General features: G+C 26.0%; 27 protein-coding genes. 13 read left to right on the top strand and 14 right to left on the bottom strand.

What is annotated here, in order from left to right; all coding sequences use genetic code 11:
• The first annotated feature begins 91 nt into the window (after positions 1 to 91).
• A complete protein-coding gene (locus D3Z07_RS03450) occupies positions 92 to 1588 on the top strand; it encodes a hypothetical protein (protein ID WP_122893099.1) in 1497 nt (498 codons plus the stop codon).
• 74 nt (positions 1589 to 1662) lie between these two features.
• Complete coding sequence (locus tag D3Z07_RS03445; RefSeq protein WP_076086169.1) at positions 1663 to 3249, top strand: ABC-F family ATP-binding cassette domain-containing protein; 1587 nt, start codon at positions 1663 to 1665, stop codon at positions 3247 to 3249.
• Positions 3250 to 3323: 74 nt separating this feature from the next.
• Here D3Z07_RS03445 and D3Z07_RS03440 read toward each other — a convergent pair whose 3' ends face one another.
• From D3Z07_RS03440 to D3Z07_RS03425, 4 genes are all read right to left on the bottom strand, one after another.
• Positions 3324 to 3800 carry an acyl-CoA thioesterase gene (locus D3Z07_RS03440; protein WP_076086171.1) on the bottom strand — a complete coding sequence of 159 codons (477 nt, stop codon included), beginning with the start codon at positions 3798 to 3800 and terminating at the stop codon, positions 3324 to 3326.
• Between the two features lie 121 nt (positions 3801 to 3921).
• A complete protein-coding gene (gene ligA / locus D3Z07_RS03435; protein ID WP_122894186.1) occupies positions 3922 to 5871 on the bottom strand; it encodes an NAD-dependent DNA ligase LigA in 1950 nt (649 codons plus the stop codon).
• 28 nt (positions 5872 to 5899) lie between these two features.
• The gene (locus D3Z07_RS03430) at positions 5900 to 6601 is read right to left on the bottom strand and encodes a class I SAM-dependent methyltransferase (protein ID WP_122893098.1); all 702 of its coding nucleotides are present in this window, start codon (positions 6599 to 6601) and stop codon (positions 5900 to 5902) included.
• 44 nt (positions 6602 to 6645) lie between these two features.
• Entirely contained in the window at positions 6646 to 7338 is a 693-nt protein-coding gene (locus D3Z07_RS03425) for a TIGR02453 family protein (protein WP_122893097.1), read from the bottom strand.
• Positions 7339 to 7417: 79 nt separating this feature from the next.
• On the opposite strand from D3Z07_RS03425, the gene D3Z07_RS03420 reads away from it, so the two are divergent.
• Both D3Z07_RS03420 and D3Z07_RS03415 read left to right on the top strand, forming a co-directional pair.
• Positions 7418 to 7765, top strand: a complete 348-nt coding sequence (locus D3Z07_RS03420) for a hypothetical protein (RefSeq protein ID WP_122893096.1) — start codon at positions 7418 to 7420, stop codon at positions 7763 to 7765.
• Between the two features lie 395 nt (positions 7766 to 8160).
• Entirely contained in the window at positions 8161 to 8415 is a 255-nt protein-coding gene (locus tag D3Z07_RS03415) for a helix-turn-helix domain-containing protein (RefSeq protein WP_122893095.1), read from the top strand.
• Positions 8416 to 8546: 131 nt separating this feature from the next.
• Here the strand turns inward: D3Z07_RS03415 and D3Z07_RS03410 are convergent, their stop codons facing one another.
• The 5 genes from D3Z07_RS03410 to D3Z07_RS03395 all read right to left on the bottom strand — a co-directional run bounded on the left by D3Z07_RS03410 (position 8547) and on the right by D3Z07_RS03395 (position 11863).
• Positions 8547 to 8858 carry a hypothetical protein gene (locus D3Z07_RS03410; protein ID WP_122893094.1) on the bottom strand — a complete coding sequence of 104 codons (312 nt, stop codon included), beginning with the start codon at positions 8856 to 8858 and terminating at the stop codon, positions 8547 to 8549.
• On the bottom strand, positions 8849 to 9094 hold the full coding sequence (locus D3Z07_RS13835) for a hypothetical protein (RefSeq protein ID WP_164707190.1): 246 nt from the start codon (positions 9092 to 9094) through the stop codon (positions 8849 to 8851). The genes D3Z07_RS03410 and D3Z07_RS13835 overlap by 10 nt, the downstream gene beginning before the upstream one ends.
• A 244-nt stretch (positions 9095 to 9338) precedes the next feature.
• The gene (locus D3Z07_RS03405) at positions 9339 to 10223 is read right to left on the bottom strand and encodes a nucleotidyl transferase AbiEii/AbiGii toxin family protein (RefSeq protein WP_122893093.1); all 885 of its coding nucleotides are present in this window, start codon (positions 10221 to 10223) and stop codon (positions 9339 to 9341) included.
• Between the two features lie 4 nt (positions 10224 to 10227).
• Positions 10228 to 10542 (bottom strand): hypothetical protein, encoded by a 315-nt coding sequence (locus D3Z07_RS03400; protein ID WP_122893092.1) that lies wholly within the window; start codon positions 10540 to 10542, stop codon positions 10228 to 10230.
• A 274-nt stretch (positions 10543 to 10816) separates the two neighbouring features.
• The gene (locus D3Z07_RS03395) at positions 10817 to 11863 is read right to left on the bottom strand and encodes an HD domain-containing phosphohydrolase (RefSeq protein ID WP_122893091.1); all 1047 of its coding nucleotides are present in this window, start codon (positions 11861 to 11863) and stop codon (positions 10817 to 10819) included.
• A 115-nt stretch (positions 11864 to 11978) separates the two neighbouring features.
• Here D3Z07_RS03395 and modA point away from each other — a divergent pair, with 115 nt between their 5' ends.
• Genes modA through D3Z07_RS03365 form a run of 6 tightly spaced genes read left to right on the top strand, consistent with a single transcriptional unit; the run spans position 11979 to position 17467 of the window.
• Positions 11979 to 12764 (top strand): molybdate ABC transporter substrate-binding protein, encoded by a 786-nt coding sequence (gene modA, locus D3Z07_RS03390; protein WP_122893090.1) that lies wholly within the window; start codon positions 11979 to 11981, stop codon positions 12762 to 12764.
• Entirely contained in the window at positions 12764 to 15397 is a 2634-nt protein-coding gene (locus D3Z07_RS03385; protein WP_122893089.1) for a response regulator, read from the top strand. The genes modA and D3Z07_RS03385 overlap by 1 nt, the downstream gene beginning before the upstream one ends.
• Before the next feature lie 14 nt (positions 15398 to 15411).
• Positions 15412 to 15696, top strand: a complete 285-nt coding sequence (locus D3Z07_RS03380; protein ID WP_122893088.1) for a hypothetical protein — start codon at positions 15412 to 15414, stop codon at positions 15694 to 15696.
• A 51-nt stretch (positions 15697 to 15747) separates the two neighbouring features.
• Complete coding sequence (locus D3Z07_RS03375; RefSeq protein ID WP_122893087.1) at positions 15748 to 16098, top strand: hypothetical protein; 351 nt, start codon at positions 15748 to 15750, stop codon at positions 16096 to 16098.
• 8 nt (positions 16099 to 16106) lie between these two features.
• Positions 16107 to 16922, top strand: a complete 816-nt coding sequence (locus D3Z07_RS03370) for a DUF1853 family protein (protein ID WP_122893086.1) — start codon at positions 16107 to 16109, stop codon at positions 16920 to 16922.
• A 47-nt stretch (positions 16923 to 16969) separates the two neighbouring features.
• Complete coding sequence (locus D3Z07_RS03365) at positions 16970 to 17467, top strand: DsrE family protein (RefSeq protein ID WP_122893085.1); 498 nt, start codon at positions 16970 to 16972, stop codon at positions 17465 to 17467.
• 22 nt (positions 17468 to 17489) lie between these two features.
• Here the strand turns inward: D3Z07_RS03365 and D3Z07_RS03360 are convergent, their stop codons facing one another.
• Together D3Z07_RS03360 and ccsA are read right to left on the bottom strand one after the other, a co-directional pair.
• Positions 17490 to 18782: a M20/M25/M40 family metallo-hydrolase gene (locus D3Z07_RS03360; protein ID WP_122893084.1), complete on the bottom strand. Its 1293-nt coding sequence runs from the start codon at positions 18780 to 18782 to the stop codon at positions 17490 to 17492.
• Between the two features lie 57 nt (positions 18783 to 18839).
• Positions 18840 to 21614, bottom strand: a complete 2775-nt coding sequence (gene ccsA / locus D3Z07_RS03355) for a cytochrome c biogenesis protein CcsA (RefSeq protein WP_122893083.1) — start codon at positions 21612 to 21614, stop codon at positions 18840 to 18842.
• A gap of 203 nt (positions 21615 to 21817) precedes the next feature.
• On the opposite strand from ccsA, the gene cmoB reads away from it, so the two are divergent.
• Positions 21818 to 22735, top strand: a complete 918-nt coding sequence (cmoB, locus tag D3Z07_RS03350) for a tRNA 5-methoxyuridine(34)/uridine 5-oxyacetic acid(34) synthase CmoB (protein ID WP_122893082.1) — start codon at positions 21818 to 21820, stop codon at positions 22733 to 22735.
• A 1-nt stretch (position 22736) separates the two neighbouring features.
• Here the strand turns inward: cmoB and D3Z07_RS03345 are convergent, their stop codons facing one another.
• The 3 genes from D3Z07_RS03345 to D3Z07_RS03335 are packed head-to-tail and all read right to left on the bottom strand — an operon-like array spanning position 22737 to position 25230.
• Positions 22737 to 23720: a GGDEF domain-containing protein gene (locus D3Z07_RS03345; RefSeq protein WP_228200572.1), complete on the bottom strand. Its 984-nt coding sequence runs from the start codon at positions 23718 to 23720 to the stop codon at positions 22737 to 22739.
• Positions 23721 to 24626: a GGDEF domain-containing protein gene (locus D3Z07_RS03340; protein WP_122893080.1), complete on the bottom strand. Its 906-nt coding sequence runs from the start codon at positions 24624 to 24626 to the stop codon at positions 23721 to 23723.
• A gap of 10 nt (positions 24627 to 24636) precedes the next feature.
• Positions 24637 to 25230, bottom strand: coding sequence for an MBL fold metallo-hydrolase (locus D3Z07_RS03335; protein ID WP_122893079.1), 594 nt, complete (start codon positions 25228 to 25230; stop codon positions 24637 to 24639).
• 53 nt (positions 25231 to 25283) lie between these two features.
• Between D3Z07_RS03335 and D3Z07_RS03330 the strand changes: the two genes are divergently transcribed.
• Together D3Z07_RS03330 and D3Z07_RS03325 are read left to right on the top strand one after the other, a co-directional pair.
• Positions 25284 to 26102, top strand: coding sequence for a ferritin-like domain-containing protein (locus D3Z07_RS03330; protein ID WP_122893078.1), 819 nt, complete (start codon positions 25284 to 25286; stop codon positions 26100 to 26102).
• A 24-nt stretch (positions 26103 to 26126) separates the two neighbouring features.
• Complete coding sequence (locus D3Z07_RS03325; RefSeq protein ID WP_122893077.1) at positions 26127 to 26795, top strand: hypothetical protein; 669 nt, start codon at positions 26127 to 26129, stop codon at positions 26793 to 26795.
• The last annotated feature ends 8 nt before the right edge of the window (positions 26796 to 26803 follow it).

The following is a 26803-nucleotide window of genomic DNA, read 5'->3' as shown; positions in this document are numbered from 1 at the left end:
TTACAGCATTCTATAAAATAATTAAAAAGCTATAAGAAATAAGATGATAGAATATTATAAATAATATATAAAAGTACAGTAAAGGTAAGATATGAAAAGTGTTCCAGATATAGAAGATTGGTTAAAAAAGTTTTCTATAACTAATTACATTATAAGTGATGATTTAGAAGTAAGCGTTTTTGGAAATGTAAATTTAAATGGAAAACTACAAGATAAAAAATTACCGATTAAATTCAAAACAGTAGATGGCTATTTTGATATAAGTAATAACTCTTTAGAATCATTGGAAGGTTCTCCTGAAAATGTATTAAAGGATTTTAATTGTTCTAATAATAAACTAAAATCTCTTTTAGGTGCACCTTATAAAGTTGGTGATTTTGATTGTTCTAATAATAAATTAACATCTTTATCTTATTGTCCAAAAGAAGTAAATGGTTTTTTTGATTGTAATGAGAATGAGCTTTCATCAATTAAAGGAAGCCCTAGAACGGTTAAGGGGTACTTCAAATGTTCAAATAATAAAATTGGTTCATTAAAAGGTGGTTCACGATATGTTGAAACTCATTTTGACTGTTCTAACAATTTCTTAGAAGAACTAACAGGTGGCCCAATAACTGTAGGACATGATTATATTTGTAATGGAAATAAGCTAACAGATTTAGAAAATATTGCAGATGAAATTGGTTGGGATTTAGTTACAGATATTAGATTAAATCATGTCACAAGTTCTCATGATGAAGAGCAAAATATTTGGAGATATAAAGGTAGTGAAGTTGTTGATCATATTTATAAACCTCTTGTAGAACTTTCAAATATTGATGATATTAACAGATGGTTAAAAAAACATGGAATTAGTAATTTTCATATTTTAAAAGATAATTCGGTTGATGTAAATGGAGATGTAAGATTAGCAGATAGGTTATCTAATTTATTGAAACTTCCTCTTAAATTTAATATTGTAGATGGTGATTTTGATATTAGTGATAATGAGTTAGTTTCACTAGTGGGATCTCCTACAAAAGTTACTGGAAATTTTCATTGTTTTAAAAATGAAATATCATCTTTAAAAGGTTCTCCTAAAGAAGTAGGTGGTAGTTTTATTGTCTTAAGAAATAATATTGCATCTTTAAAATATTCACCATCAATTGTTAAAGAAGATTTTGTATGTTCTCATAATCCTATAAAAGACTTAGAAGGTTTAAAAACAGTTTATGGTGCTGTATTTACAGGAATTAAACTAAAAGACGTTAAGTGTCATAAATATATTTATAAATCTGTACCAACTTACAAATATCCAGGTTCAGCAGTTATGGATTATCTAGATAAAGCCTATATTTCTTTAACTGATGAAGAAAAAAAATATGAAAATACGAAAAATAATTTAAATGAACTTATAAGTGGAATGATTAAAGATGGAACTTTAACAAAAGAAAAAATCAGTGATATGTTAATTCAGAATTTATCAAAATATAATTTAAATGAATTAAAAGATAAAGTATTAAAAATCAAAAATCCTCCTGTTAAAAAAGAGAATAAAGAATTAACACAAGAAGACCTAATGACACTTGCTTTTGAAAGTGAGCTTTAATTTTAGAATAATTTTTTTTAGATATAATCGCGACATAACTAGAAAAAGAATATCAATACGGAGAATAATATAATATGGTTCAAACTGTAAATCTAAAAAAAGCTTTTGGTTCAAGAGTTTTATTTCAAGACATAAATGTAAAATTAGATACTGGGAAAAGATATGGTTTAATTGGTGCTAATGGTGCTGGTAAAACAACATTCTTAAAAATTCTTTCAGGAATTGAAGATGCAACTGAAGGTGAAGTACAAGTTCAAAATGGTAAAAAAGTTGGAACTTTAGGACAAAATCAATTTGCTTACGAAGAGTATTCAATTTTTGATACAGTACTTTTGGGGAACAAAAGACTTTATGATGCAATTAAAGAAAAAGAAAAACTTTATCTTGAAGAGTATACTGATGAAATTGGTGATAAACTAGGTGAACTAGAAATAGTTTGTTGTGAAGAAGATCCAACTTATGAGTATGATGTAAAGATTACTAAAATTCTTGAAGATTTAGGCTTCCCTGCTGCTCAACAAAATGATTTGATGTCATCTATTACTGGTGGAGATAAATTCAAAGTTTTACTTGCACAAGTTTTATATCCAAAACCTGATGTATTATTTTTAGATGAGCCTACAAATAACCTTGATATTGCTACTATTGGTTGGTTAGAAAACCAACTTCAACACCATGATGGTACTATGGTAGTTATCTCACATGATAGACACTTTTTAAATGCAGTTTGTACAAATATTTTAGATGTTGATTACAAACAAATTAGAGAATTTACAGGAACATATGATGATTGGTATATTGCATCTACATTAATCGCAAAACAAAATGAAACAGATGTTAATAAAAAACTTAAAGAAAAAGATGAGTTAGAAAAATTCATTGCTAGATTTTCTGCGAATGCTTCTAAAGCAAAACAAGCAACATCTAGACAAAAACAATTAGATAAATTAGATGTTGGAGCTATTCAAGTTTCTTCTAGACGTGATCCATCTATTATCTTTAGACAAAAAAGAGAAGTTGGTAAAGAGTTATTAAGTCTTAAAAATATTTCTAAGTCATTTGATGGTGAAGTTGTACTAAATAATGTTTCATTTACAGTTGAAAAAGATGATAAAATTGCATTAATCGGACCAAATGGTATTGGTAAAACAACTATGTGTGAGATTATGGTTGAAAACATCAAACCAGATGAAGGTGTTGTTCATTGGGGAGCTACTATTCAAAATGGATACTTCCCTCAAAATGCAACAGATTTAATCAAAGGTGATGTAACACTTTACGATTGGTTAAGAGATTTTGATAGAGATGCTGATTTAGCAGAAATTAGAAACTGTTTAGGAAGAATGTTATTTAACGGAACTGAGCAAGAAAAATCTGTTAAATCTTGTTCTGGTGGTGAAAAACATAGAATGATGCTTTCGAAAATTATGTTAGAACAACCAAACTTTATGATTTTAGATGAGCCAACAAATCACCTTGACTTAGAAGCAATTATTGCATTAGGTGAGGGATTACTTGCATATCCTGGTTCTGTAGTTTGTGTATCGCATGATAGGGAATTATTAGATGTATACGCAAATAGAATTATTGAAATTCAAGCTGATGGATCAATTATTGATTTTAAAGGAAGTTATGAAGAATATATTGAGCAAAAAGCTTAATATATTTTATTAAACACAAAAAAAGGGGAATGAGTTAACTCATTCCCCTTTTTTATTATCTAAATAAAACTTAACTATTTATTTAAATTTCTAGATGACATTCTTGATTCTTTTCTTCTAATAGCATCTTCATATCTTCTTTTATCGTCTTCAGTAACAAGATTTAACTTTGGAACTGGTGTTGGTTTACCAGCTTCATCAACTGCAATCATAGTAAAGTAACATACATTAGTGTTTTTGATTGTATGATCTTTGATATCTTCAGAAATTACTTTGATACCAATTTCCATTGATGTTCTTCCTGTATAGTTTACAGATGCATGGAATGTAACTAATGATCCAATTTTAATTGGATTTTCAAAAAGTACCATATCAACTGATAATGTAACTGCATACATTCCTGTATATCTTGCCGCACAAGCATATGCAACATGGTCAAGCATTTTTAATATTTCACCACCATGCACATTTTTTCCAGAAAAGTTTGCTTTATCAGGAGTCATTAACATAGTCATTGTTAACGATTTTTCTCTTTTTATATCTTCACTCATTTAGTAGCCTTATTTTTATCATTTAAAATTTTATTTATTATAAAGTAAAAGCGTATCAAAAAGATAGCAATTCTCAATATTTTTTTGATTCTTTATGGAACTATAGAAAAAAGTAACACATTTATTTAATCATTGCGTTCATTTCTTCTTCAGTAAGTGTAGTTACTTTTAAATCAACTGCTTTATCATATTTACTTCCAGCATCTTCTCCATATACTAAATAATCAGTCTTTTTAGATACAGAAGAACCTACCTTTGCGCCAAGAGCTTCAAGTTGTTTTTTGATTACACCACGACTAACACTCATTGTTCCTGTAAGTACTACAGTTTTGTCTTTAAAGTTATTGTCACTTACTTCAATCTTTTCTTCAACAACAGGCTTAATAATATCAAGTAGTTTTAAAACTAATTCATTATTTACTCTCATAAACTCAGTAAAAGAATTAGCCATTTGCTCACCAATTCCATCAAGTGCTACAAGTGAATCTAAATCAATATTTACAACATTTAATCCAAATTCTAAACAAATCTGTTTAGAAGCTACTTCACCAATATGTTCAATTCCTAAAGCATTTATAACTCTATGAAGTGTTGTACCTTTTGTATTTTCAATTGAATTTAAAAGATTGTTTATTTTCTTTTCTTTAAAACCTTCTAAATCTTGTAGTTTTTCATAGTTTAAAGAGTATAAATCTAAAATATCATATATCTTTTTTTCTCGCACTAATTGCTCAACTATTTTAATTCCTAAACCATCTATATTCATACAGTTTTTGCTAGCAAAATATATAATAGAGTTTGCAACAATACTAGGACAATCAAGATTTTGACACTTGATTAAAGTTCCCTCATCAAGTAATTCACTTGAACACTGTGGACAATTTTCTGGTCTTTTTATTTCCTCTTGTGTTCCATTACGTCTGTCTTTAAAAACTTTTGTGATTTTAGGAATAATATCTCCACTTTTGATAATAATTACTTCATCATTAATTCTTAAATCAAGTCTTGCAATTTCATCATAGTTATGTAAGGATGCTCTTTCAACTGTTGAACCATCAATTAATGTAGGTTCAACTACGGCAACAGGAGTTATAACTCCTGTTCGTCCAACTTGTTGAATAATATTTACAATTTTTGTAGTTTTTTCAACTGCTGGAAATTTATAAGCACAAGAATATCTTGGAAATTTTACTGTATGTCCTAATTCTTCTTGTGTTTCTAAGTCATCAATTTTAATTACCATTCCATCTAACATCATTTCAATACTATTTCTAGCTTCAATAATTTCATGATATAGTTTTTCAATACCTTCAACTGTTTTAGTATGACTTGTCATTGGTGGATGAGCAAAACCTAATGAATAAATATATTCCATCATTGACGAGTTTTTTGTAAACTCTAATGAGTTTTCACCAACTCCCCAAACATTAAAAAATAGCTTTCTCTTAGCAGTAATACTTGGATCTAGTTGTCTTAAACTTCCTGCTGCAGCATTTCTAGGGTTTGCAAAAAGTGCTTCATTATTTTTTAATCTATCTTGATTGATTTTTTCAAAGTCTGCTTTTTTGATTACAATTTCACCTCTAATTTCAAGAAGTGACTTTTCTTTTATTTGAAGTGGAATAGAGTGAATAGTTTTTACATTATTCGTAATATCTTCACCAACAGTTCCATCTCCTCTAGTAATTGCTTGTTTTAATAAACCATTTTCATAAATAAGATTTAAAGATGCTCCATCAAATTTTGGCTCACAGTAAAAATCAAGATTTGTATTTACTTTTTTTGCTCTATTAATCCAGTCTTCTAACTCTTTTGTATTAAAAACATCTTCTTGCGACCACATTCTACTTAAATGAGTTGCTTTATTAAAACCTTCCATAACAAAACCACCAACTCTTTTATTTGGTGAGTTTGGATGAGATAGGTTAGGGTTCTCTTGCTCGTAAGCTAAACATTCTCTACTTAGTAAATCGTACTCTTCATCACTTGCTTGTGGATTATCTTCAACATAATAAGCATGTGCCCAAGATATCAGTTTTTCTATTTTTGTTATGTATTCAGTATTTGTCATTTTTTCTCTTATCTTATTTAATATGTATTTATATTTTTTGTAGAATATCAACTCTAAAAGGTTTCATAAATGATGTTTGTTTTCCATCATTAAAGCTATTAAATTTATTTTCAATCTCTTCTTCTAGTTGTTTTGTAATAGTATGATCATTATACGTTTGGTTCATTTGCTTGTTTTTAAAGTCTTCAAAGTTTTCATAAACTATTTCTGTTTGAAAAAAGATTTCTCTAAATAGTTTAAACTGTTCAGACTCAACCGCTTCCTTGATATGTTCAAAAGCATCAATTCTTACTTGTTGCTCATCATGAAACATTGCGATTAGTTCATTTTGTTCACCTTTAAAAAGTGGTTCAGAAATATAAACTAAGCCATTTGGTTTTATAACTCTTTTAATTTCTTTTAATGCTTCTTTCATTAAATCATAAGGAATATGATGAAAAGATTTAAACATAAAAATCATATCAATACATTCATCTCCAAGTTCAATTTTTTGTGCACCATTTAGTTTAAACTCAATATTTTCTATATTTAATTTTAGGTTCTTTTGATGTTGTACTTCATCTACTTCACAAGCAATGATTTTTCTATTTGAACCATTTGATGCTAGTTGTTTTGTCATAGATGCATTTCCACAACCTAGCTCTAAAATTGTTTTATTATCTAAGTTTAGTGTTTCTATTAAATAAATCTCATCTAGTGTTTGTGTGATGTTTTCTTCAATTAATTTCATTATTTACCTTAAGTGTTTTAAAAATTTATTATACAAAGATGTTCCTAATCTTCAACTGTTAAAGTAAGCTCATATAACCATTCTCGAAGATTATCCATATCTTGATAAACTTTAAAAGTTTTATCTACAATTTCTTCGCTAAAAAACACATCATCAATATCATATGTCGCAAATCCAAACATTGCATTATATTTTGAAAGATATGAATACTCATCTTCTTCTTTAAAGCCTTGAGGAAGTCTTTTGTATTTAGGTTCTGGAAGCTGATAACCTTTTGCTTTTATATCTTCTAAAATTTCATGTAGATTTTTAGCATTTGTTTTATTTTGAATATATTTTCTATAGGCTTTAAGTAAAGGTGGCTTAAAAATCCTAATACCAGTTGCTATATAATATTGTTCAATATTATAAAAAATATAATAACTTGCACTTTGCATTCTATGAGCACCACCTTGCCAAAAGATTATTCCAATTTTATCTTTCATAGGAGTTTTGTCTTTTGAAAACCTAGTATCTCTATATATTTTAAATAAAGAACCAGATACTTTAGGCTTTGCATTAATCATAGGAACTAGCATTTCTAAAGTCTCGCCCATTTCTTCTACAAAAGCTACATTTGGCTTTAAAATATGCTCTTCCCAAATATGTCTATTGTTTTCAAACCAAACTTTTGTATTGTTCATTTCAAGGTCTATTAAAAACTCTATTGCTTCTTTTTTAAATCCATTAAAAGTCATACTTTCCCATTTTGTTAATTTTTTAAAATTATATCAAAAACAATTTGATATAATCATCCTTATAAAAATTGGAGAATTAATGAGCTACTTAGATATATGTATAATTGGATGGAATTTAAATGCTTTAATGTTTGTTTTAAACTTTTTTTTAGCAATCAAAGTTATTTCATCACAAGATAGAGACACTTTACAAGAAGAAAGTCTTGTTTTAAAAGAATTAAAAGAAGAGCTTGATAACTATTATCCATATAGAACATACTCAACTTTTTTAACATACGCAATTCCTTTTGCAGGATTTTTTAGAATGTCATTTAGATTTGTTGAAATGTTTCTTTTCTTCCAAAAAAATCAAAATACAAAGATGTTCGATTTTATGGTTTATAAATATACAAATGAAATAAATAAAGTTAAGAATCCTAGAAACTAGGGAGTCTTAATATTTGATAAATTCTCTAATCTATTTCTATTCTCCTTTTTCAATTAAACTTATTTTGTAAACCTATGTATTTTTTATTTAATTTACCCTTTTAAACAGTAACGACACATGAGGGGTAAATCTGCATGTACCCAATGAGATAACTCACTGTAGAGCTTAAATATGGGTATAAACTCTACAATTGGTTATAAATTTAATAATTTGATTATGTTGGATTTAATCCATAGTGATTTAGTGGATTTTGAATATTGTTAGGATTTTAATAAAATAAAAAGTTAGAGTGTTTATATAATTGCATTTTGTTACCCCTGATAAATGTGATTTGATAAACTGGTAAAAGAATAATAGCACATGTTGTGTTATATATGGAGGAAAATTAAAACAAATTGTATTATTTTGATGAAATCATTAACAGATTAAAAAAAGAACTGAAATTTAACTCAGATAAAGAACTATATCAGTTTATGGATGTAAAACAAGGTACATTTACAAATTGGCGTGCTAGAAACAAAATACCGTATGAAAATATTACTACAATTTGTGTTAATAACGGCTTCAATTTGAATTATATTTTAGGTTCACAAAATGATGATAATAAGGTTGATATTGATTATAAATCAGAAATTATTAATACATTATAGTAAAGCAGAAAAAACTAAATGGATTTCTATATTTAATACACACAGAAATACTTTAGCCCATATAGGTACAAAAGAAACAGGTCTGAGCAAGGATGAAGTTGACTTCTTAGAAAAAATTCATAATCATTTTTTTAATTAACTATTTGGTCAATAAATCTTAAAAGTTCCATATCGTTTTTTTTCCTAAGAAACCAATTTAAGTGTTCGAAATCAAATGTTTTTTGATATTTTCTTGAAATATTTAAAGATTTTAATATCTCTCCACGATTAGTAAAAGAATTGTCTTTTATATAATTATTTATTAATCTGAATAAATTATAGATAGAAAATTCTTTTTCATCTTTATATGAATCAATATCATGATTTTTTATAAAATCTTCTATTGGATCGTAAATATGATCTATTTGAGAATAAACAGATAACTCATAAAAGTTTAACAACATACTAAGTTTCTGTTTTTATTAAATACTTTATTAAATTCAGACATATCATCTCTTAGTAATGCAACTTCCAATTCTAGTAAAACTTTTACACTTGTATACGAAGTTATTTCTTTTAATAAACTATGTAATAGTTTAATTGATTTGTTTTTATATAAATAGTCTGTTTTTCTAATACAAAATATTTCATAAAGAATAATATCCTGATATAAAGTATCACTTTTAAATTGGGATTTCACTTGATTTATTAAAGATAAGGTAAGATTAAATTTTTTTGCATTTGTGCAGTTAGTTATTAAATATATTATTTACAGTTTCAGCACTTTTCTATGTATTAAATTAGTAATATTTTAGCATAAATGTATTGATTTTTGATAAAAATATTATCATTTTTTAGTATTTATTTTAAATTTAAAGTATACTAATTAGTAGAATAGATAGGGATAATAAGCTCTATGAATAAATTTAACTTTAATTGTATTTTTATAATTTTGGGAGCAGTTTTTTAACTAAAAAGGGTTCAAGTTGATAAATATCTTCATATGTTATTCTATCGATATTCTTTATTATTAAATCAGAAATTTTTTGTTTATTAATATGTTCATATATATTGTATTCACCAACACTTTCATAGTCATCTTGGTAAAATTTAATCCAGTTATCAATTGCTAAAACTTCAAAATTTTCATTAATTGCAATTGAAATAAAATTATTTGGAGTTAATGCACTAAATAACTCTTCAGTAATACATCTTTTTTCGTTCATAAAAGTTGGATTTAAGTATTTAAGTTCTAGATTAAAATCTTCTTCAGAAATTGATTCAAATTGAGTTAATACATCAATAAATCTTTCCAAATCAATAATATTTAATTCTTTGATTTTTGTTAAAACTTTATCATTTTCTTGAGCATATGCAAAATCTACAAAATCTCTAATAGTTAATATTTCTCTATATTTTAATTTTTTCGAAATTATTTCAATTGTAGTTTGCACATTAATATTAGATTGTTCTAAAACATTTGCTATTTGTAAAGGTTCAGCTGATAATAATTCACTGTATAGAAAATCTAACTTAAGTTGATGATCATCTTCAGAAAGTATAAAAGTGATTCCTGAAGGAGATGCTTCTACTTGATCCTTAGATATATCTAAACTAGAAGCAATTTCTTCCTTATGAGATATTAGATTATTAATACTTTCAAAATCTGTTGTAAAAATATCTATATCATAAGACATTCTGTGTTTATAATAAACACATGATAAGGCAGTACCACCACCAAAAGACCAATCTATAACATCATAGTCTTCTATGATTTGAATAGCTATTTCTAATAATTGAGATTGTTCATCAAAGCAATATGTGCTCATCTATTTATAAAGATTTAACTCTAAAGCTAGTTTTTTCTATAAGGTTTACATATATTTTTTTAATTTGAGAATCTTTGATATTATTTCTTTGAGTAAAGTCATATAAAACACTTCTTGGCACTTCATTAAAGATTCTAATATAATAAGGAATATATATACTATTAAAGTTTCTAAACATTCTTATAGCTTCATTAATATTTATATGATGATTTCTTGTATATGACCAATTACAATATCCTAAGAATTTAGTATTCCTATTTGAATTAACAGTGATATGTGTAGTTGATTCAGAGCTTCCTCTTCTTCTATACGTTAACATTTTTTCCTACTTATAGTTTGATTATGCTTTTATTATATCATAATTTAAGTCAATTTATAAAAAAATCATATTATTACAAATATATAAATAAAGGAAAAGAGACAAAAAGAGAGCCTAAATATCTTTTAAACCTAAATTATCTTATACTAGACAATCAAAAAGATATCTATTTACCGTACATGCTAGAAAAGTTGTGTATATGGTATATAAATATACAAATGAAATAAACAAGGTTAAGAACCCTCGAAATTAAGACGTTTTAATAATTAAATTATTAAAACTCTTCTTTAAATGAATTATATATTTTTGTAACTTCATCTATTCTATTTATAAAATGTTCTACTATTGCAGGATCAAAATGTTTTCCACTTTGTTCTTTTAGGAAATTTAATGCTTCATCAAAACTCCATGCCCTTTTATAAGGTCTATTAGAAGTTAGTGCATCAAATACATCTGCAATTGCCACAATTCTTCCGAAGATATGAATTTCATCACCTTTTAAATTGTTAGGATATCCCGAACCATCATATTTTTCATGGTGAGCTAAAGCAATTACTGCACCAGCTTGTAAATATTGGCTTTGAGAATCTTTTAAAATTTCATAACCAATTGATGCATGAGTTTTCATTATTGTAAACTCTTCTTCATCAAGTTTCCCAGGCTTTAATAAAATTTTATCTTCAATACCAACTTTTCCAACATCATGAAAAGGTGCTGCATAAAAGACTATATCTTGATCTTTTTCATCTAATTTACATTCTTTGGCTAATAGTTTTGAATAGTGAGCAACTCTTGATACATGAGATGCAGTTTCAGGGTCTTTGTATTCAGCCATTTTCCCTAAGATACTTAGTGTTTCATGCTCTCTGTTAATAAGTGACATTGTTGCTTTTTCAATTTCACTTTCAAGTAGTTTTGCTTTATCTTCAATTAATATTGTATTTTGATAGTTAGAAAGTAAATTTAAAACTCTTGTTTTTAATATTACTGCATTTACAGGTTTTGCTAAAAAATCATCAACTCCTAACTCAAAAGCTTTTTTATGAATTGATTCATCTTCTCCTGCTGCTGTTATCATTATAATTGGAATATTTTTTTTATTTATTCTAAATTGCTCAATAAATTCTAAACCATTTAGATTAGGCATCATATAATCAATTAATATCATATCAATATCGTTTTGTAAAACATACATTAAAGCATCAATAGGATCTGTAAAATTTATAACATTTAGATCCATATCCATGCAAATAGATTCTATTAAATAAAGATTATTCTCATTATCATCGATTGAAACTATCTTCATATTTGAAAAATTCATTATTTGACCTTTATTATTTTTTAATTGTCTTAAAGTTATTTTAATAGAATATTCCTAATTAACGAATTAATTTAACCCTAAATAAGGTATAATTTCAGACATTAAAGGATTATTTATGAATTTTAGAACACTTTTCTTGATAGTTTTTATTTCTTCATCTTTATATGCTAATGTTAGAAATGAATTGTTATTTTATATTGGAATTACAATGGTTAAACCTGTAAATATTTTAGCAAAAGAGTTTGAATTATCAAATAATTGCAAAATTAAAATCTTACAAGGTGGTAGCCAAGATTTATACGATAGTATAAAATCAAGTCAAGTTGGTGATTTATATCTTCCTGGATCTTTATCTTATAGAAATAAATATCTAAAAGATGGATTATTATTAGATGGTAAGTTTGTAGGTTATAACAAACTTTCATTAGTTGTAAAAAAAGGAAATCCTAAAAATATAAAAGCATCATTAGAAGAATTAGCAAATGAGAATATCAATGTAGTATTAGGAAATGATCAAAGTAGTAGTGTAGGAAAAGCTAGTAAAAAAATTCTTCTTAAACATAAATTATATAAAAAAGCTATTATAAATGCAGTTTATTTAGCTTCTGATTCTAGAAATTTAATACAAGCTATTAAATCTAGCGATACAGATTTAACTTTAAATTGGCATGCAACTACTTATTGGAAAGAGAATAAAAATGAAGTAGAAGCTATTGAACTAGATGATAAGTATACTATAAAATCAAAACTTGTATTTAATTTATTAAAAACATCTAAGAATAAACAATTGAGTAAAAAATTTTTGGAGTATGTTGTTTCAAAAAGAGGGAAAGAAGTATTTAAAAAATATGGTTTTTTAAATAATGATGATTTGAAAAATTTTGACAAAGTGACTTTTTAATGTTTAAAAATAATCCCATATTAAAAAGACTTATTATCTTATTAACAATATTTATTTTGGGATACGTAGGACTTATTGTAATTCATAATATATTTTCTAATATATTAAATAAACTTGATTCAAATGTTAAAAATGAATATTCAAGATATAAAATAGGTGAATATATTTTAAAAGAAATCGCTTCTATTGAATCAAACTATTATAAGATGGCAATTGTAACAAAAGTTAAAGCTTTAAAACCAATTGAGAAAGAAATAAAAGAAGAAATCTATGATATAAAAAAAGCGATTGATGTTTTGAAATATGGTGGAGTCTTAGAAAGTTATATTAAATTAAATCTTTTAGAAACAGGTTTAATAACAGATAAGATATATTTTTTTAACAATAAAGAAAATAGATACACTTATGAAGATATTGATTTACTACCAAAGCTTGAAGAGCTAGATGAAAAGCTTTCAAATATGGAATATATAATGAAAATTAGACTTGCTGATAAAAATATTAATATATCAGAAGATGATGTTTTTAATGCAAAGTTATTTTTTAAAAAACTTCCTACTTTATTTATACGAATGAAAGAAAATGCAAGTAGATTGTTGTATGACAGCAAAAAGAATATAAAAGTATTAGAAAAAGACATCAAAGAAGAAAAGGAATATTATAGAAAATTAGAATATATATTTACTTATATTGCAATGTTTCTTGTTTTAGTATTTGGATTTCTTCTTACTAAACAAATTTTAAATAAAAGTAAAGAGTTAGAGGAAGTTTCTGAAAAATCTCAAAAAGCTGAATTGGAAGCATTAAAGGCAAATGAAACTAAATCTCAATTTCTTGCAAACATGTCACATGAAATTAGAACCCCACTTAATGCAATTATAGGATTTTCTAATATTTTAGCTAAGGCTAAACTACAGAAAGAAGAAAAAGAAAAAGCACAAATCATATCTAAAAGTGCAAGTGCTCTTCTAGATATTATCAATGATATTTTAGATATTTCAAAAATAGAAAGTGGAAAATATGAAATATCTAACAATGGCTTTAATTTAAATACTCTTCTTGAGCAAATAGTTCAGTTATATTCAATTAATACTAAAGAGAAAAATATTAGATTTCTATATAATCTAGATTCAAATATTCCACATTTTTTAATTGGCGATGAAATAAAAATAAAGCAAGTACTCTCAAATATTTTAAGTAATGCAATTAAATTTACAGCAGAAAATAAAAGTGTAATTTTTGACATAAAGCTTAAAAAAATTGATAATAGTATAGCTACAGTTTCTTTTTATATAAAAGATGAAGGTATAGTAATATCAGAAAAAGAAAAAGAAAAAATATTTAAACCTTTCTCTCAAGCAGATAGCAGTATCTCAAAAAAATTTGGTGGTACAGGATTAGGTTTAACTATTAGTTTAAATATTCTTAAAATGCTTGGTTCAAAAATTAAACTTCAAAGTAAAAAAGGTAAAGGTAGTGAATTTTCTTTTGATTTAGACCTTGAAATTCAAAATACTGATATTGCAGATAATAAACAATTTAAATATAATTTTGCAATTTGCGGTGTAGTAAATGATAATGAAAATATAAGAGATCACTTGATTTCAACAGTGAAATATTTTGGAAATATATATCAATCTGATGAAGAAATAGAAGATTGTAAACAAATTGATTTAATTTTTTGTTTTGGGGATTTAGAATTTATAGATAAACTTGAAAAAAGAAAAAAACATTTCAAATGTCCGGTAGTTTTTGTAGGTAATAAAAGTAAAATAGATATTTATCCACAGCTACTGGCTCTTATGGATTATTATTTAGATGTACCTATTTATGGCTCAAAGATATTTAATATAATTGCACAAGCTAAGGTAATTGAAGAAAATCATAATATAGAAAAGTCTAATAATGAAGATATTAAGTATGAAGGTAAAATTTTAGTAGCCGAAGATAATACAAATAATCAATTATTAATCAAATTAATACTTGAGGATTTTGGACTTAATGTTACTATAGTTGAAAATGGGAAAGAAGCAGTTTCAAAATATAAAAAACAGAAGTATGATTTGATTTTTTTAGATATTAATATGCCTATAATGGATGGACTTGAAGCTCTTAAGATTATTAGAGCTCATGAAAATAAAATTGCTAATGATCATACACCAATTGTTGCACTAACTGCAAATTCAATTAAAGGAGATCAAGAGAAGTACTTAAAAGAGGGTATGGATATTTATCTTAGTAAGCCAATTAAAAACCATGAATTATCAAAAGTTTTAAATCAGTATTTGAATACTCAAAATAATATTGATAGTATTGAAAATGAAGAGTATTTAGATGTTAATAAAATTGTATCAAAACTTGATGTTAGTGAGAATATTGCACAAATGGTTATTAATAGATTTAAGTCAAATATAATTGAAGATTTAGAAGATATGAAAAAAATATTTAAAGAGAAAGATTCTTATTCAATATCACAAAAAGCACATTATTTAAAGAATTCTTGTCTAAATGTAGGCTTAGATAATATTTGTAAAATGCTTGAACAATTAGAAAATAATGAAATAAATGTTTCTATAAAAGAAGAGATATTTAAAACAATTGATGATGATATAAGAAAACTTATACAAAGATAATAAAGGACTTAATTTTGATAAAAAATTTAATTTTAATAAGTATCACAAGTACTCTAGTATTTGCAGCAAATTATAAAAATAAAGCTAAATCTATTAGTGTTAGAGGAATAGTTACTGATATTAAAGCAATTAGTAAATATAAAAAAGTTCGAGTAACTTTAGATAATGGTGAAAAAATAAAAGCTACAGTATATAGAACAGCAAGAATCAATAGATACGATAGAGTTTTAGGACGTTGTAGTAATTTAGAATATGGTGAATATCAAAATTGTTCATTAACTAAAATTAAAGACCAATAAAAACTTATTCTAATTAGTTATATTATAAGATATATAGTTAAAAGGATATAAATGAAAAAAATACTACTAATTGCATTATTAACAAGTTCAATATTTGCAAATGAATCTTTTGTTAAAAATAAAGAATATACTTGTTTAAATACACATAATATCAAACAAGGTCAACAGTTTAATGTAGATGAAAAAGAAGCTATTAAAAAACCTTTTATTTTTTCAATAAAAGAAAATCAATTAATTACGAAAGAAAATATTGTCTTTGATTTTAAAATGAGTAGGGGGCCTATGTCTTCTTATTCAAATTCTGAATATATGTTGCTTTTAACTCCAGATATGGGGCTAGGGTTAGTTCCTAGAAAAGCAAAAGGTTCTATACAATTTTACTTTACTTGTAAATCAAAATAGTTAATATAATGCACAATCAGCTAAGAGGTTTTTGTAATACACCATCTTTATTTGAAAATGATTTTTATGGTTTTAAATTATTTGAGTTAGAAGATATTGACCTTGATAATTTTGATATCAATAATATTCAAATTCTTCAACAACTTCCTCTTGGAAAGAGAGTAGAACACTTTTTTGATGCGATTATTGAACAATCACCAAACTATGAGAGAATTTTAAAGAATAAACAGATTATTCAAGATAAACATACTTTTGGTGAAATAGATTTTATTCTTTTCAATAAAAAAAGAAATATATACGAACATATAGAAATGCAATATAAATTTTATGTTTATGATGACAATATAAAAGAAGAAATTCACAGATATGTTGGACCAAACAGAAGTGATACTTTATATTTAAAACTAGAAAAACTAAAAAATAAACAATTGCCTTTATTATTTAATGAAGCTACAAAAAGTTATCTTGAAGATGTTGACTTAGAAAATATTGAACAAAAGATATTGTATAAAGGGAATATTTTTTTACCAAGGCATTTAAAAGGACAAAGCTTGCCTTTGATAAATAATGACTGTATAAATGGATATTATCTAAGCTTTAAAGAGTTTATTAAAGATGATTCTTTTAAACAAATGTCTTTATTTGTTCCTCATAGATTTGATTGGTTAAGCGATCCAACTACTAATGAAACTTGGAAAAGTTATGAAGAAGCTAAAGAAGAAATAGAATTTTTTGCAAACATGAAAGCATCACCTCTTATATGGTCTAAAAATACTCACAATAAAGAAATCATCATTGAAAGATTTTTTATTACCTGGTGGTGAATTTATTCTTCTGATATAATTAAAACTTATATTATAAAGGAATAAATATGAAACAAATTAACAAAATATTAGCATTGATTTTTATATCATTATTATATGTTAATGTAATAAATGCAAAAGAGATTAATGATTCTGCTGCTTTAAATGGAATAAAAGAAGCAAAAAGTGTTTTTTTAATAGATTTTACAGATGTAAAAACTACAGCATTTTATATGAAAATTATTGAGGGCACTCATAAAGGTTTTACTGACCAAGGTGTTAAACCTAAAATGGTTTTAGTATTTATTGGTAAAACAGTAAAATTTTTAAGTACACAACAAGATGAAGCTTTTGAGATGGAAAATGAAGAAGAGTTAAACTCTATTCAAGAATCAATCAAGAATTTTTCAAAGTTAGGTGTAAGAATGGAAGTATGTGCAGTTGCTACAAAAGTATTCAATATAGATAACAATACAATTCCAAAAGAGATGGATATTGTTGCAGATGGATTTATTTCATTAATTGGTTGGCAAACTCAAGACTATAAGCTTGTACCAATTTTCTAAATAAAAAAGAGGAAACTCTTTTTTATTTATTTACTTCTTTTACTATTTTTTCTACAACTTTAAATACATTTTCAACTGATTGTTTTGAAACTCTTTCTTTTCTTGAATGTGGAAATTCAATACTCGGACCTATTGAAGCTACTTTTATATGTGGATATTTATCTTTAAATATTGCACACTCTAGTCCTGCATGAATTGCTTCAAGTGAAGCATTTGGATTAACTTCTTTGTATATTTCTAATACTTTATCTGTAAACTCATTTATATCCGGTTTCCATGCTGGATATTTTCCATCTGTTGAAGTTTCAAAATTATGTTCTTTTAATTTTTGTAGTGTTTCATCTTTTAGTTGTGCTAGTTCATCATTTGCCATAGACCTAGCTGATATTTCAAGTTTAATACAATCTTGGTTTGTTTTAATAATCGCTAAATTTATTGAGTTTTGAACAACACCTAATTCATCGTTTAAAGACCTCACACCATTTTTGAAATCATATATAAAATCAATAATATTATCATCAAAAATATTTAAGTGTTCACTTGTTGTATCAATTTTTTCTATTTTCATATTCTCATGAGATGCAAGAGGTTTTGTTTTACAAGCTATTATTGCTTTTACATTAACAGGAATTGAATTTATTCTCTCACCACCGTTTATATCTAAAAGCTTTGCATTTGCTTCTTTTATTGTTTTTGCTATTAGTTTTATTGCATTTGGAATATTTTTATTTATATCAACACCTGAGTGTCCACCTTGTAGTTTTGAAATACTTACTTCATAAAGGTCAAGATTTTCATCATTTGGAATAATCTTTTTATTAGAGTTTGTTGCAAAAATATCAACACCTCCCGCACATCCAATACAAATACCACCTTCTTCTTCGCTATCAAGATTTAACATATATGGAGCTTTTAATTCTAAGGCTAAATTATTAGCTCCAATAAGTCCTATTTCTTCATCTGATGTAAAAAGATATTCACCATCAACTCCATCTAAAATTAGTTGTATCATATAAGCACAGCCAATTCCATTATCACTTCCAAGTGTCGAATTTTTTGCTGATAAAATGTCACCATTTTCTACTATTACAGGAACACAGTTATCATCTAAACAAACAATATCATAATGCGATTGGAAAGCAAGTTTTGCTTTTGAGTTTTCTTTTTTTACTAAAATATTATTGTGATTATCAACTAAGCATAGAAAGTTAGCTTTTGATGATATTTCTTTCATGTAATTTATAAAAGGTGAGTGTGTTCCTGAACATCTAGGAATTGAAGTAATTTCTTTAAATATATCTATAATTTGACTCAAAAAGTATCCTTTAATTTTTTAAGATTATATCAAAAAAAATTAAAGGAGATATGAGAACTAAGAATTAGTTTTCATATTTTCTTCTTGAGATATTTGTGGTTTTAAATCTCTATTTTTATATGCAAATGCAATAGTTACAAATATTAATCCTAGAACATAGTAAACCCATGTAGGAATTGGAACAGGGTCACCTGTTGCATATGAGTGCATCCCCGCTAGATAGAAGTTAACTCCAAAATATGTCATTAAAATTGTTGAGAATGATAATAATGAAGCTACTGCAAATACAAATGGAGTTGCAAGACCTTTAATAAATCTAAGGTGAATAACAATAGCATACATTACGATTGATACATAAGCCCAAGTCTCTTTAGGATCCCATCCCCAGTATCTACCCCATGATTCATTTGCCCAAATACCACCAAGGAAGTTTCCTATTGTAATTGCAGCAAGTCCGACAATTAATGCAATTTCATTAATTGCATTTACATGTTTGATTGTATCATCAACATGAGGCTTGTTTTTTCTGAATATAAACATAATTAATGTCATATATCCTAAAACTGCTCCAAGTGCAAAGAATCCATAAGACGCTGTTAAAATTGATACGTGGATTGTAAGCCAGTATGATTTTAATACAGGTACTAGATTTGTAATTTGTGGGTCAATTCCTGTTAAATGTGCTACAAACATAAAAATACCTGCAACGATTACAGCTGAACTTAATGCAAGTAAATGACGTCTAAAGAACATAACTCCAGCGAAAATTGCTGACCATGAAATATATAATAATGTCTCATAAGTATCAGACCATGGTGCATGTCCTGAAATAATCCATCTAAATCCCATACCAAATGTATGAACTGCAAAAATAGCAGATAAAATTACAAAGAAAACAAATGTAGTTTTTCTTGGTTTAATTTTTGGATTAAATACTACAATAAATGCAGCAATTAATATAAAGAATCCTAAAATTAAATATGCAATCATAACTTTTGGAAAGATATCAAGTTCATTAAACATAATTTCATTGTCAATTTCTGCTTTACTTAAATTAACTTCAGCTCCAACTTTTTCTTGGTAAGTACTTAATAAAGAAATATAGTTATTCGCTTCTTCCCAATTATTTTGAATAATTGTATTAATTAAACCTCTAGTTATTTGTTCAACAGCAGTTTTGTTTTTACCCTCAAAGCTATCAATTGCTTCCATAGGTGTATACCATTTGTTGTTATGTTCTTTATCATCTTTTAGAACTACTTTAGGATAAATATTAAATAAACTTGCATTAAATACTGCGTACATAATATTTAATCTTTCATCTACTTTAATAATATCTCTTTCGTATGTTCCTCTTTCATTTGGTTTTGTAAGCGAAGCTTTTTCAGATTCTTTTGAAAGTAAATATGCTCCATCTTTAAAAACTTCAGAAAAAGCAATATACTTTCTTTTTTCATCAACACCAATAAACTTTTTTAATTTAGGAGTTTTGATTTTTATGATTTTTAAATCTCTCCAAATTTCAGGACGAGATAACATACCAAGCACTATTTGGTCTGAATTCATTCCAAGTAATGAAGTTTTACCACTTAATTTTGTAACAATCTCTCTATTTAATGAAGATATTGGTTTCATTCTTCCTGATGAACTTTGTGTAACTAATCTTGCAAATTTCTTTGCAGTTACATCTGAGCTTTCTTTAAACGTTTTTAAGTACTCAACAGTTTGTTGAGCTTTTGCTTTAAATTCTTCATCACTTTGTGCAGCATTTGAACTTGTAGTTGCAAATGCTAATAAACAGGCAACTGTAAGAGAAGCAATGTTTTTTGAAGCAACAAATTTAGTTAATTTCGCAAATCTAGATTTTTTATCAAAGAAATTAAGTACTAAACCTAAAGTTAATAAAAAGTATCCAAAATATGTAGGCCATTTCCCTGGGTCATTATTTACAGATAATACTGTTCCTGTTTCATCTGGGAAGTATGAACTTTGGAAGAATAAAAAGTTACCTTGATGTAAAGTTCTATTCATGAAAATTCTATAATCATAAGATGTATTATCTTCTTGAATTACAGTAACTTCAGAAGCATAAGATGAAGGTGAATGACTTCCTGGATATCTATCTAATTGGAAGTCATTTAACTTAATTGCAAATGGTAAATAAAGTATTTTAGAACCATATTCTAAAGAAACTGTAGTATCACCAAATTGTAAATCTCTTTGCATACCTTTTTGACTTCTTCTTCCTGGTAATTTAATCTCTTTTGTTTCACCATTTGCTGTTACGTCAACAGTTAACATTCCCATTTTTGCAGTACCTTTTTTTGCTAACATATAGTTTTTATAGTCAACTACTACATTTTTGTCATTATAAGTAATTGTGTGAGAAAATTCATTAATAGATTTCATTAATGTAGCAAATTCCATTTGATACTCTTTAAAGTAAGTTTTTCCATCTTCTTTGATAGTTACTTGTAAATATGGTTCTAAAGATATCATTCTATTTTCTGTAGAACCTTCTTTAATTTGCATAACACCTTCATATCCAACATATCTAGTAACTCCTGCACCTATTAAAATAACTACAAAGGCACTGTGAAATAAAAATCTTGGAGTATTTTTCCACATTTTAAATTTGTATATAATACCTGCAAGATTAACAGTAGTTAAAACTAAAGCTGTTTCGTACCAGATATTATTATAAACTAGAACTCTAGCTGTAGATGTACCAAAATCATTCTCTATAAATGTGGCTACTCCAGCTCCAATTGCTAATATAGCAAGTAAAATTAGTGTTGTCTTAAAAGAAAATAAGACATTTAAAATTTTCAATAAAAATCCTTTTTAGTATATTGATTTAATTATAATCCCAAGTAGTTAACTCAAGGTTAACAAACTATTAGTCTTTATTTAAATTACAGAATATTTTCAATAAATATTACTTATAACTGTTAAAAATGAGATTATATCTAAAGATGGGTTTATTTCTTATTGATTTAAGATAACATTTTAATTAAAAGCCTTATAATTACGCCATGGATTTAATTACATTACAAAAAAAGAAAAACGAGTGTAGAACTTGGAAAAATGTTGAACCTTGGCATACAAAGATTCAAGAAATTGCACAAAAGATTAATAAAGATAATTTAGAACTTGATTATGGTGACTGGTTTAGTGTAGGAAAACGCGAAGATTTAAGTGATGAAGAGTTTAAGCTACTTGAAGAAACTGCAAAAATATTAATACCTTGGAGAAAAGGCCCTTTTAATTTATTTGGATTAGAAATAGATAGTGAATGGCAAAGTAATATTAAATACAATTTAATAAGACCTTTCTTTAATTTAAAAGATAAAGTAGTTGCTGATATTGGTTGTAACAATGGATATTATATGTTTAGAATGCTTGAAGATAAACCAAAAAAACTAATTGGTTTTGATCCCGCACCTTTAACACTTCATCAATTTGAGTTTGTAAACCATTTTGTAAAATCAGATATTGAATATGAAATGCTTGGAGTTGAGCATTTAGAATATTATAATCATAAATTTGATTTTATATTTATGTTAGGTGTTTTATATCATAGAGCAGATCCTGTTGGAACTTTAAAATCTCTTGCACGTGGTTTAAACTCAAAAGGTGAAATTTTGATAGATACTTTTATGATTGATGGAGATGAAGAGATTTGTTTAACACCAAATAAAAGATATTCAAAAATACCAAATATTTATTTTATACCAACAATACCAGCATTAACAAATTGGTTAAGTAGAGCAGGGTTTGAAGATATTGAAGTAATTACTACAACAGTAACAAGTAGTGAAGAACAAAGAAAAACTCCTTGGTCTTTTGATCAAAGTTTAGAAGATTTTTTAGACCCAAATGATAATTCTAAAACTATTGAAGGTTATCCAGCTCCTAAGAGGGTCTATATGAAAGCAAAAAAGATACAATAGATTAAAATAAATCTATTGTATCTTCTTCTTTTAAATCTACAAATTTAAATAATTGGCTTCTGCCAAGATTTTTTGCTTCATATAATGCAATATCTGCATTTTTAATAGCATTTATAATTTCTTCATCTTTACTTATATGCATAGTATCCAAACCAATACATGTTGTTTTCAATAAAGTTTGATTAGTTTCATCATTAACTATTATTTTTTTCACAGAAAAATCTTTTATAATTTTTTCAGCAATTTGAATAGCTTCAAATTCGGAAGAAGAACTTACAATTGTTACTAAAAATTCATCTGCATTAAGTCTTGCTACCATATCAAATTCATTAATATTAGAATGTATAACTTTTGCTAATTCTATTAAAACTCTATCTCCAGCATCATAATCAAACTCATCAATTACAGCTTTAAAACGATCAACGCCTACCATAAGAAAATAAATTTCATCTTTTTTATTTTTACTTAGATTAAGATGTTTTGTAAGGTTTTCAATTAAGTAGTTTCTATTATAAACTTTTGTAACAGAATCTAAAGATGATGATTCTATAAAGTTCTTTTTTATAATTCCATTTTGAATAATTGGAGATATTTGGAAAAATGCAGCTTCTATAGTTGAATATTTTGATTGCATTATTTGATAATGTACATTTGAAGCTACATTAAAAGATACTGTAGCATTTAAATTTGTATGTGTGTTGATGATAAAAAAACATGAATGTTCATCATCTAAATAAAAATCTTCACCTTCTACAAGTAGCTCTTCTCTTTGATTTGTATTTATATCAAATAAAGCAAAAACCATATTATCAATATTAAACTCTTTTTTTAGCCATAGATATATATCTTCTGCCATTTGATTAATATTCGTAGCATATTGTAATTGTTCATGTAGATTAAATATACTATTTAAAGCATCAAAGTCTTTTTCATTATTTGCTGATGATTTAATTAACTCTAAAATTTTATTTTTCAAAATTTCCACCTAAAAAAAATCAATTGTATTTACACTTTCTTCACTATATTTATAGTATTTACTTCTTCCCATATTTCTTGCTTCATATAAAGCAACATCTGCTTTTTTAATAGCATCATCGACATTTATAGCATCATCAGGATAGATAGACATTCCTACACAAATAGTTTTTTTAAGTGTTTGTTCTGTATTGTTATCAACTAAAACTTTTTTATCTGAAAAGTTATTAATTAATTTCTCTGATACTATTGTAGCATTATTTTCATTAATTACATTCAATAATATAACTAAAAACTCATCTTCTGACATTTTAATAACAATATCTGATATTCTTATGCTTTCTTTTAATGTATCTGTCAATTCAATTAAAACCTTATCACCTATAGTGTAATCAAACTCATCTATTACAGCTTTAAACTTATCAACTCCAACTTTTAAGAAGCCAACTTTTTTTTGCTCTCTATTTGAAATACTAAGTATATTATCCACATATACATCTAAGTAAGACCTATTAAATGCACCTGTGACTGAATCAACAATTGATAACTCATGTATAGATTTTTCAAGATATTTATTATATAAAGATGAAGAAAAGAATTCTAAAGCAAGTTTTAATTTAGGCATATTTTCAACAATAAAATCATTGTCTTCTTGTGTTTTTGAATATATTATAAAATGCACTTGTGTATTTTCATTTTCTACAAATTTTAAATTATTAAGAAATTTATCGAAAATAGAATCATTTGATTTAAATAGAGTATCTGTTTTATCGATTGTTTTTAATAATATTTCTAATTGACTTATTCTAAATTCTTTTTTTAAATAGTCAAATATCGATAAATAAATATCTTCCAAATTACTTAAAAGTTTTAGTTCTTCATTTTTTCTTATTATGTCTTCACAAGTTTTATTCAAATTTATCCCTTTATATACTTTGTTCCCATTGTCTTAATGTATGAATTTCACTCTTTAATGTAGTTTTATCTCCATGACCTGGATAAATATGAAAATCCTCTTCCCATTTTAATATTTTTTTAATACTTTGTTTCATTTTTGATGCATCAGACATTGGAAAATCAAATCTTCCAATAGTTCCTTTAAAAATAAAGTCTCCTGTAAATAAATGCTCATTTATTTGAATTGCAGAACATCCTGGTGTATGCCCTGGGAAATGATGGAATTTTATTTTTATTCCCTCAAGTTCAATTTCTTCGTCTGGTTTTATTAATACATCAGCAGATGAAGGTGGCATTCCCATTCCATATGGATTTAGTTTTAACATAAAATCATCGTCTACAGGAGTATATAATTTTATATTGTATTCTTCTTTAACAGCAGTGTTTGACCATATATGATCAAAATGCCCATGAGTATTTAATATTGCTATTGGATTTTTAACTTTTGTTTTAATCCATCTTAATGCATCTACACCTGGATCAATTATTAAATCTTTTCCATCAATTGTTGCAATATAACAATTTGTTTGATAATCACCCATTGGCTGTACTTTTATATCCATTTTAAACCTTAGTTCGCTAAAATTACTAAATTATATCAAGAAAGAGGTTATGTATGGATTATTTTTTTACACTAGAAGAGGTTTTATTAACAAGTGAACCAAAAAGTAAAATAGAGAAATTTGAGAAGTTTTATAAAAAGTTTTTAGATAATGATTTTACTTTTAATGATTCTTATGAACCTTGTGTTTTAGAAGTACCATCTTATGAACCTTTTTTAGAAATTGTAAAACCAACTAGTCTTCCAAAAATTAAAAACTTTAACACAGATGAAGGTAAGAAATATTTAATTCATACAGTTTTACATATTGAATATTCAGCAATTGATTTAGCTCTTGATGCAGCTTTAAGATTTAAAAATATGCCATTAAAGTATTATCAAGATTGGTTAGAAGTTGCAAGTGATGAAATTAGACATTTTTTAATGTTAGAAGATTTATTAGCGCAACTTGACGGAAAATATGGTGATTTTCCTGTACACAAAAACTTATTTGAAGCCTTACAAGATACACCAACTTTTTTAAGAAGAATGGCTGCTGTTCCTAGGTACTTAGAAGCAAATGGTTTAGACCAGAATCCAAAAATTATGGAAAAATTAAAATCAAATAATGATCCTTTTAATAGAAAGATATTAAAAGTTTTAGGAACAATTTTAGAAGAAGAAGTCGACCATGTAACAAAAGGGGATGTTTGGTATAAGTATGCTTGTGATTTAGAAAACCTTCCTTATGATTCTACATATTTAGAAATCATTGAAGATGTATTTCCAGGCTCTACAAAAAGAAAAATGGATTTAAATTTTGAAGCAAGAAAACAAGCTGGTTTTTCTTGTGATGTATTAAAAATATTATCAAAAAAAAGTGATTGTGCATAATATTTAAGAGTTAAAGGATTTTAAATGATTACATCAAATATAAATGAAATATTGTTAAAAAATGAAATTACAGAATCGAATAATAATAAAAATCCAAGTAATGATTTTTTAAATACTTTGACTTCAACTAAAATAGAAAATAGTAGTGATGTTAAAAGAGACAATTCTTTAACTTATTCAAATATCAAAGGTATTTCTTTAGAAGAGATTGATACTTTATTTGAAGATGAAGAGTCAAATAATATAGCTAAAAACCTTAGATTAGCAACACTATTTACAGAAGATGAAACTTTAGGACAAGCACTTTTTAATACAGTTATGGGTGAACCTTTTGAGCTTGGTTATTCTTATCTTTATGATAGATATGAAGATAAAAATAGTTTTTTTAATACTGATTCATCTTTAGCAGATTTATTACACAGTTCTATTTCAAATAAATTAGACACGGGCAATAAAAAAACTAGTGATGTAATATCACAAGATAGATTAGATGAAATATTAACAACAGTTAACTCATTTAATTTTGTAAGTGCATTATCAACAACATCTAAAGACCAATACGGTAAATACAAAGATGATGAAGACAATGATTATTCTTTTTTATATAATGACTATGCATTAAAATATCAAGAATTACTCTATAAATATGAAGAAATAGATTTATATAATAAAAATATTATAAAACAGTTTTAATTTAAGAT

Source organism: Arcobacter peruensis (assembly GCF_003711085.1).
GTDB classification, from domain to species: domain Bacteria; phylum Campylobacterota; class Campylobacteria; order Campylobacterales; family Arcobacteraceae; genus Poseidonibacter; species Poseidonibacter parvus.
This window is presented reverse-complemented; position numbering and strand designations above follow the sequence as displayed.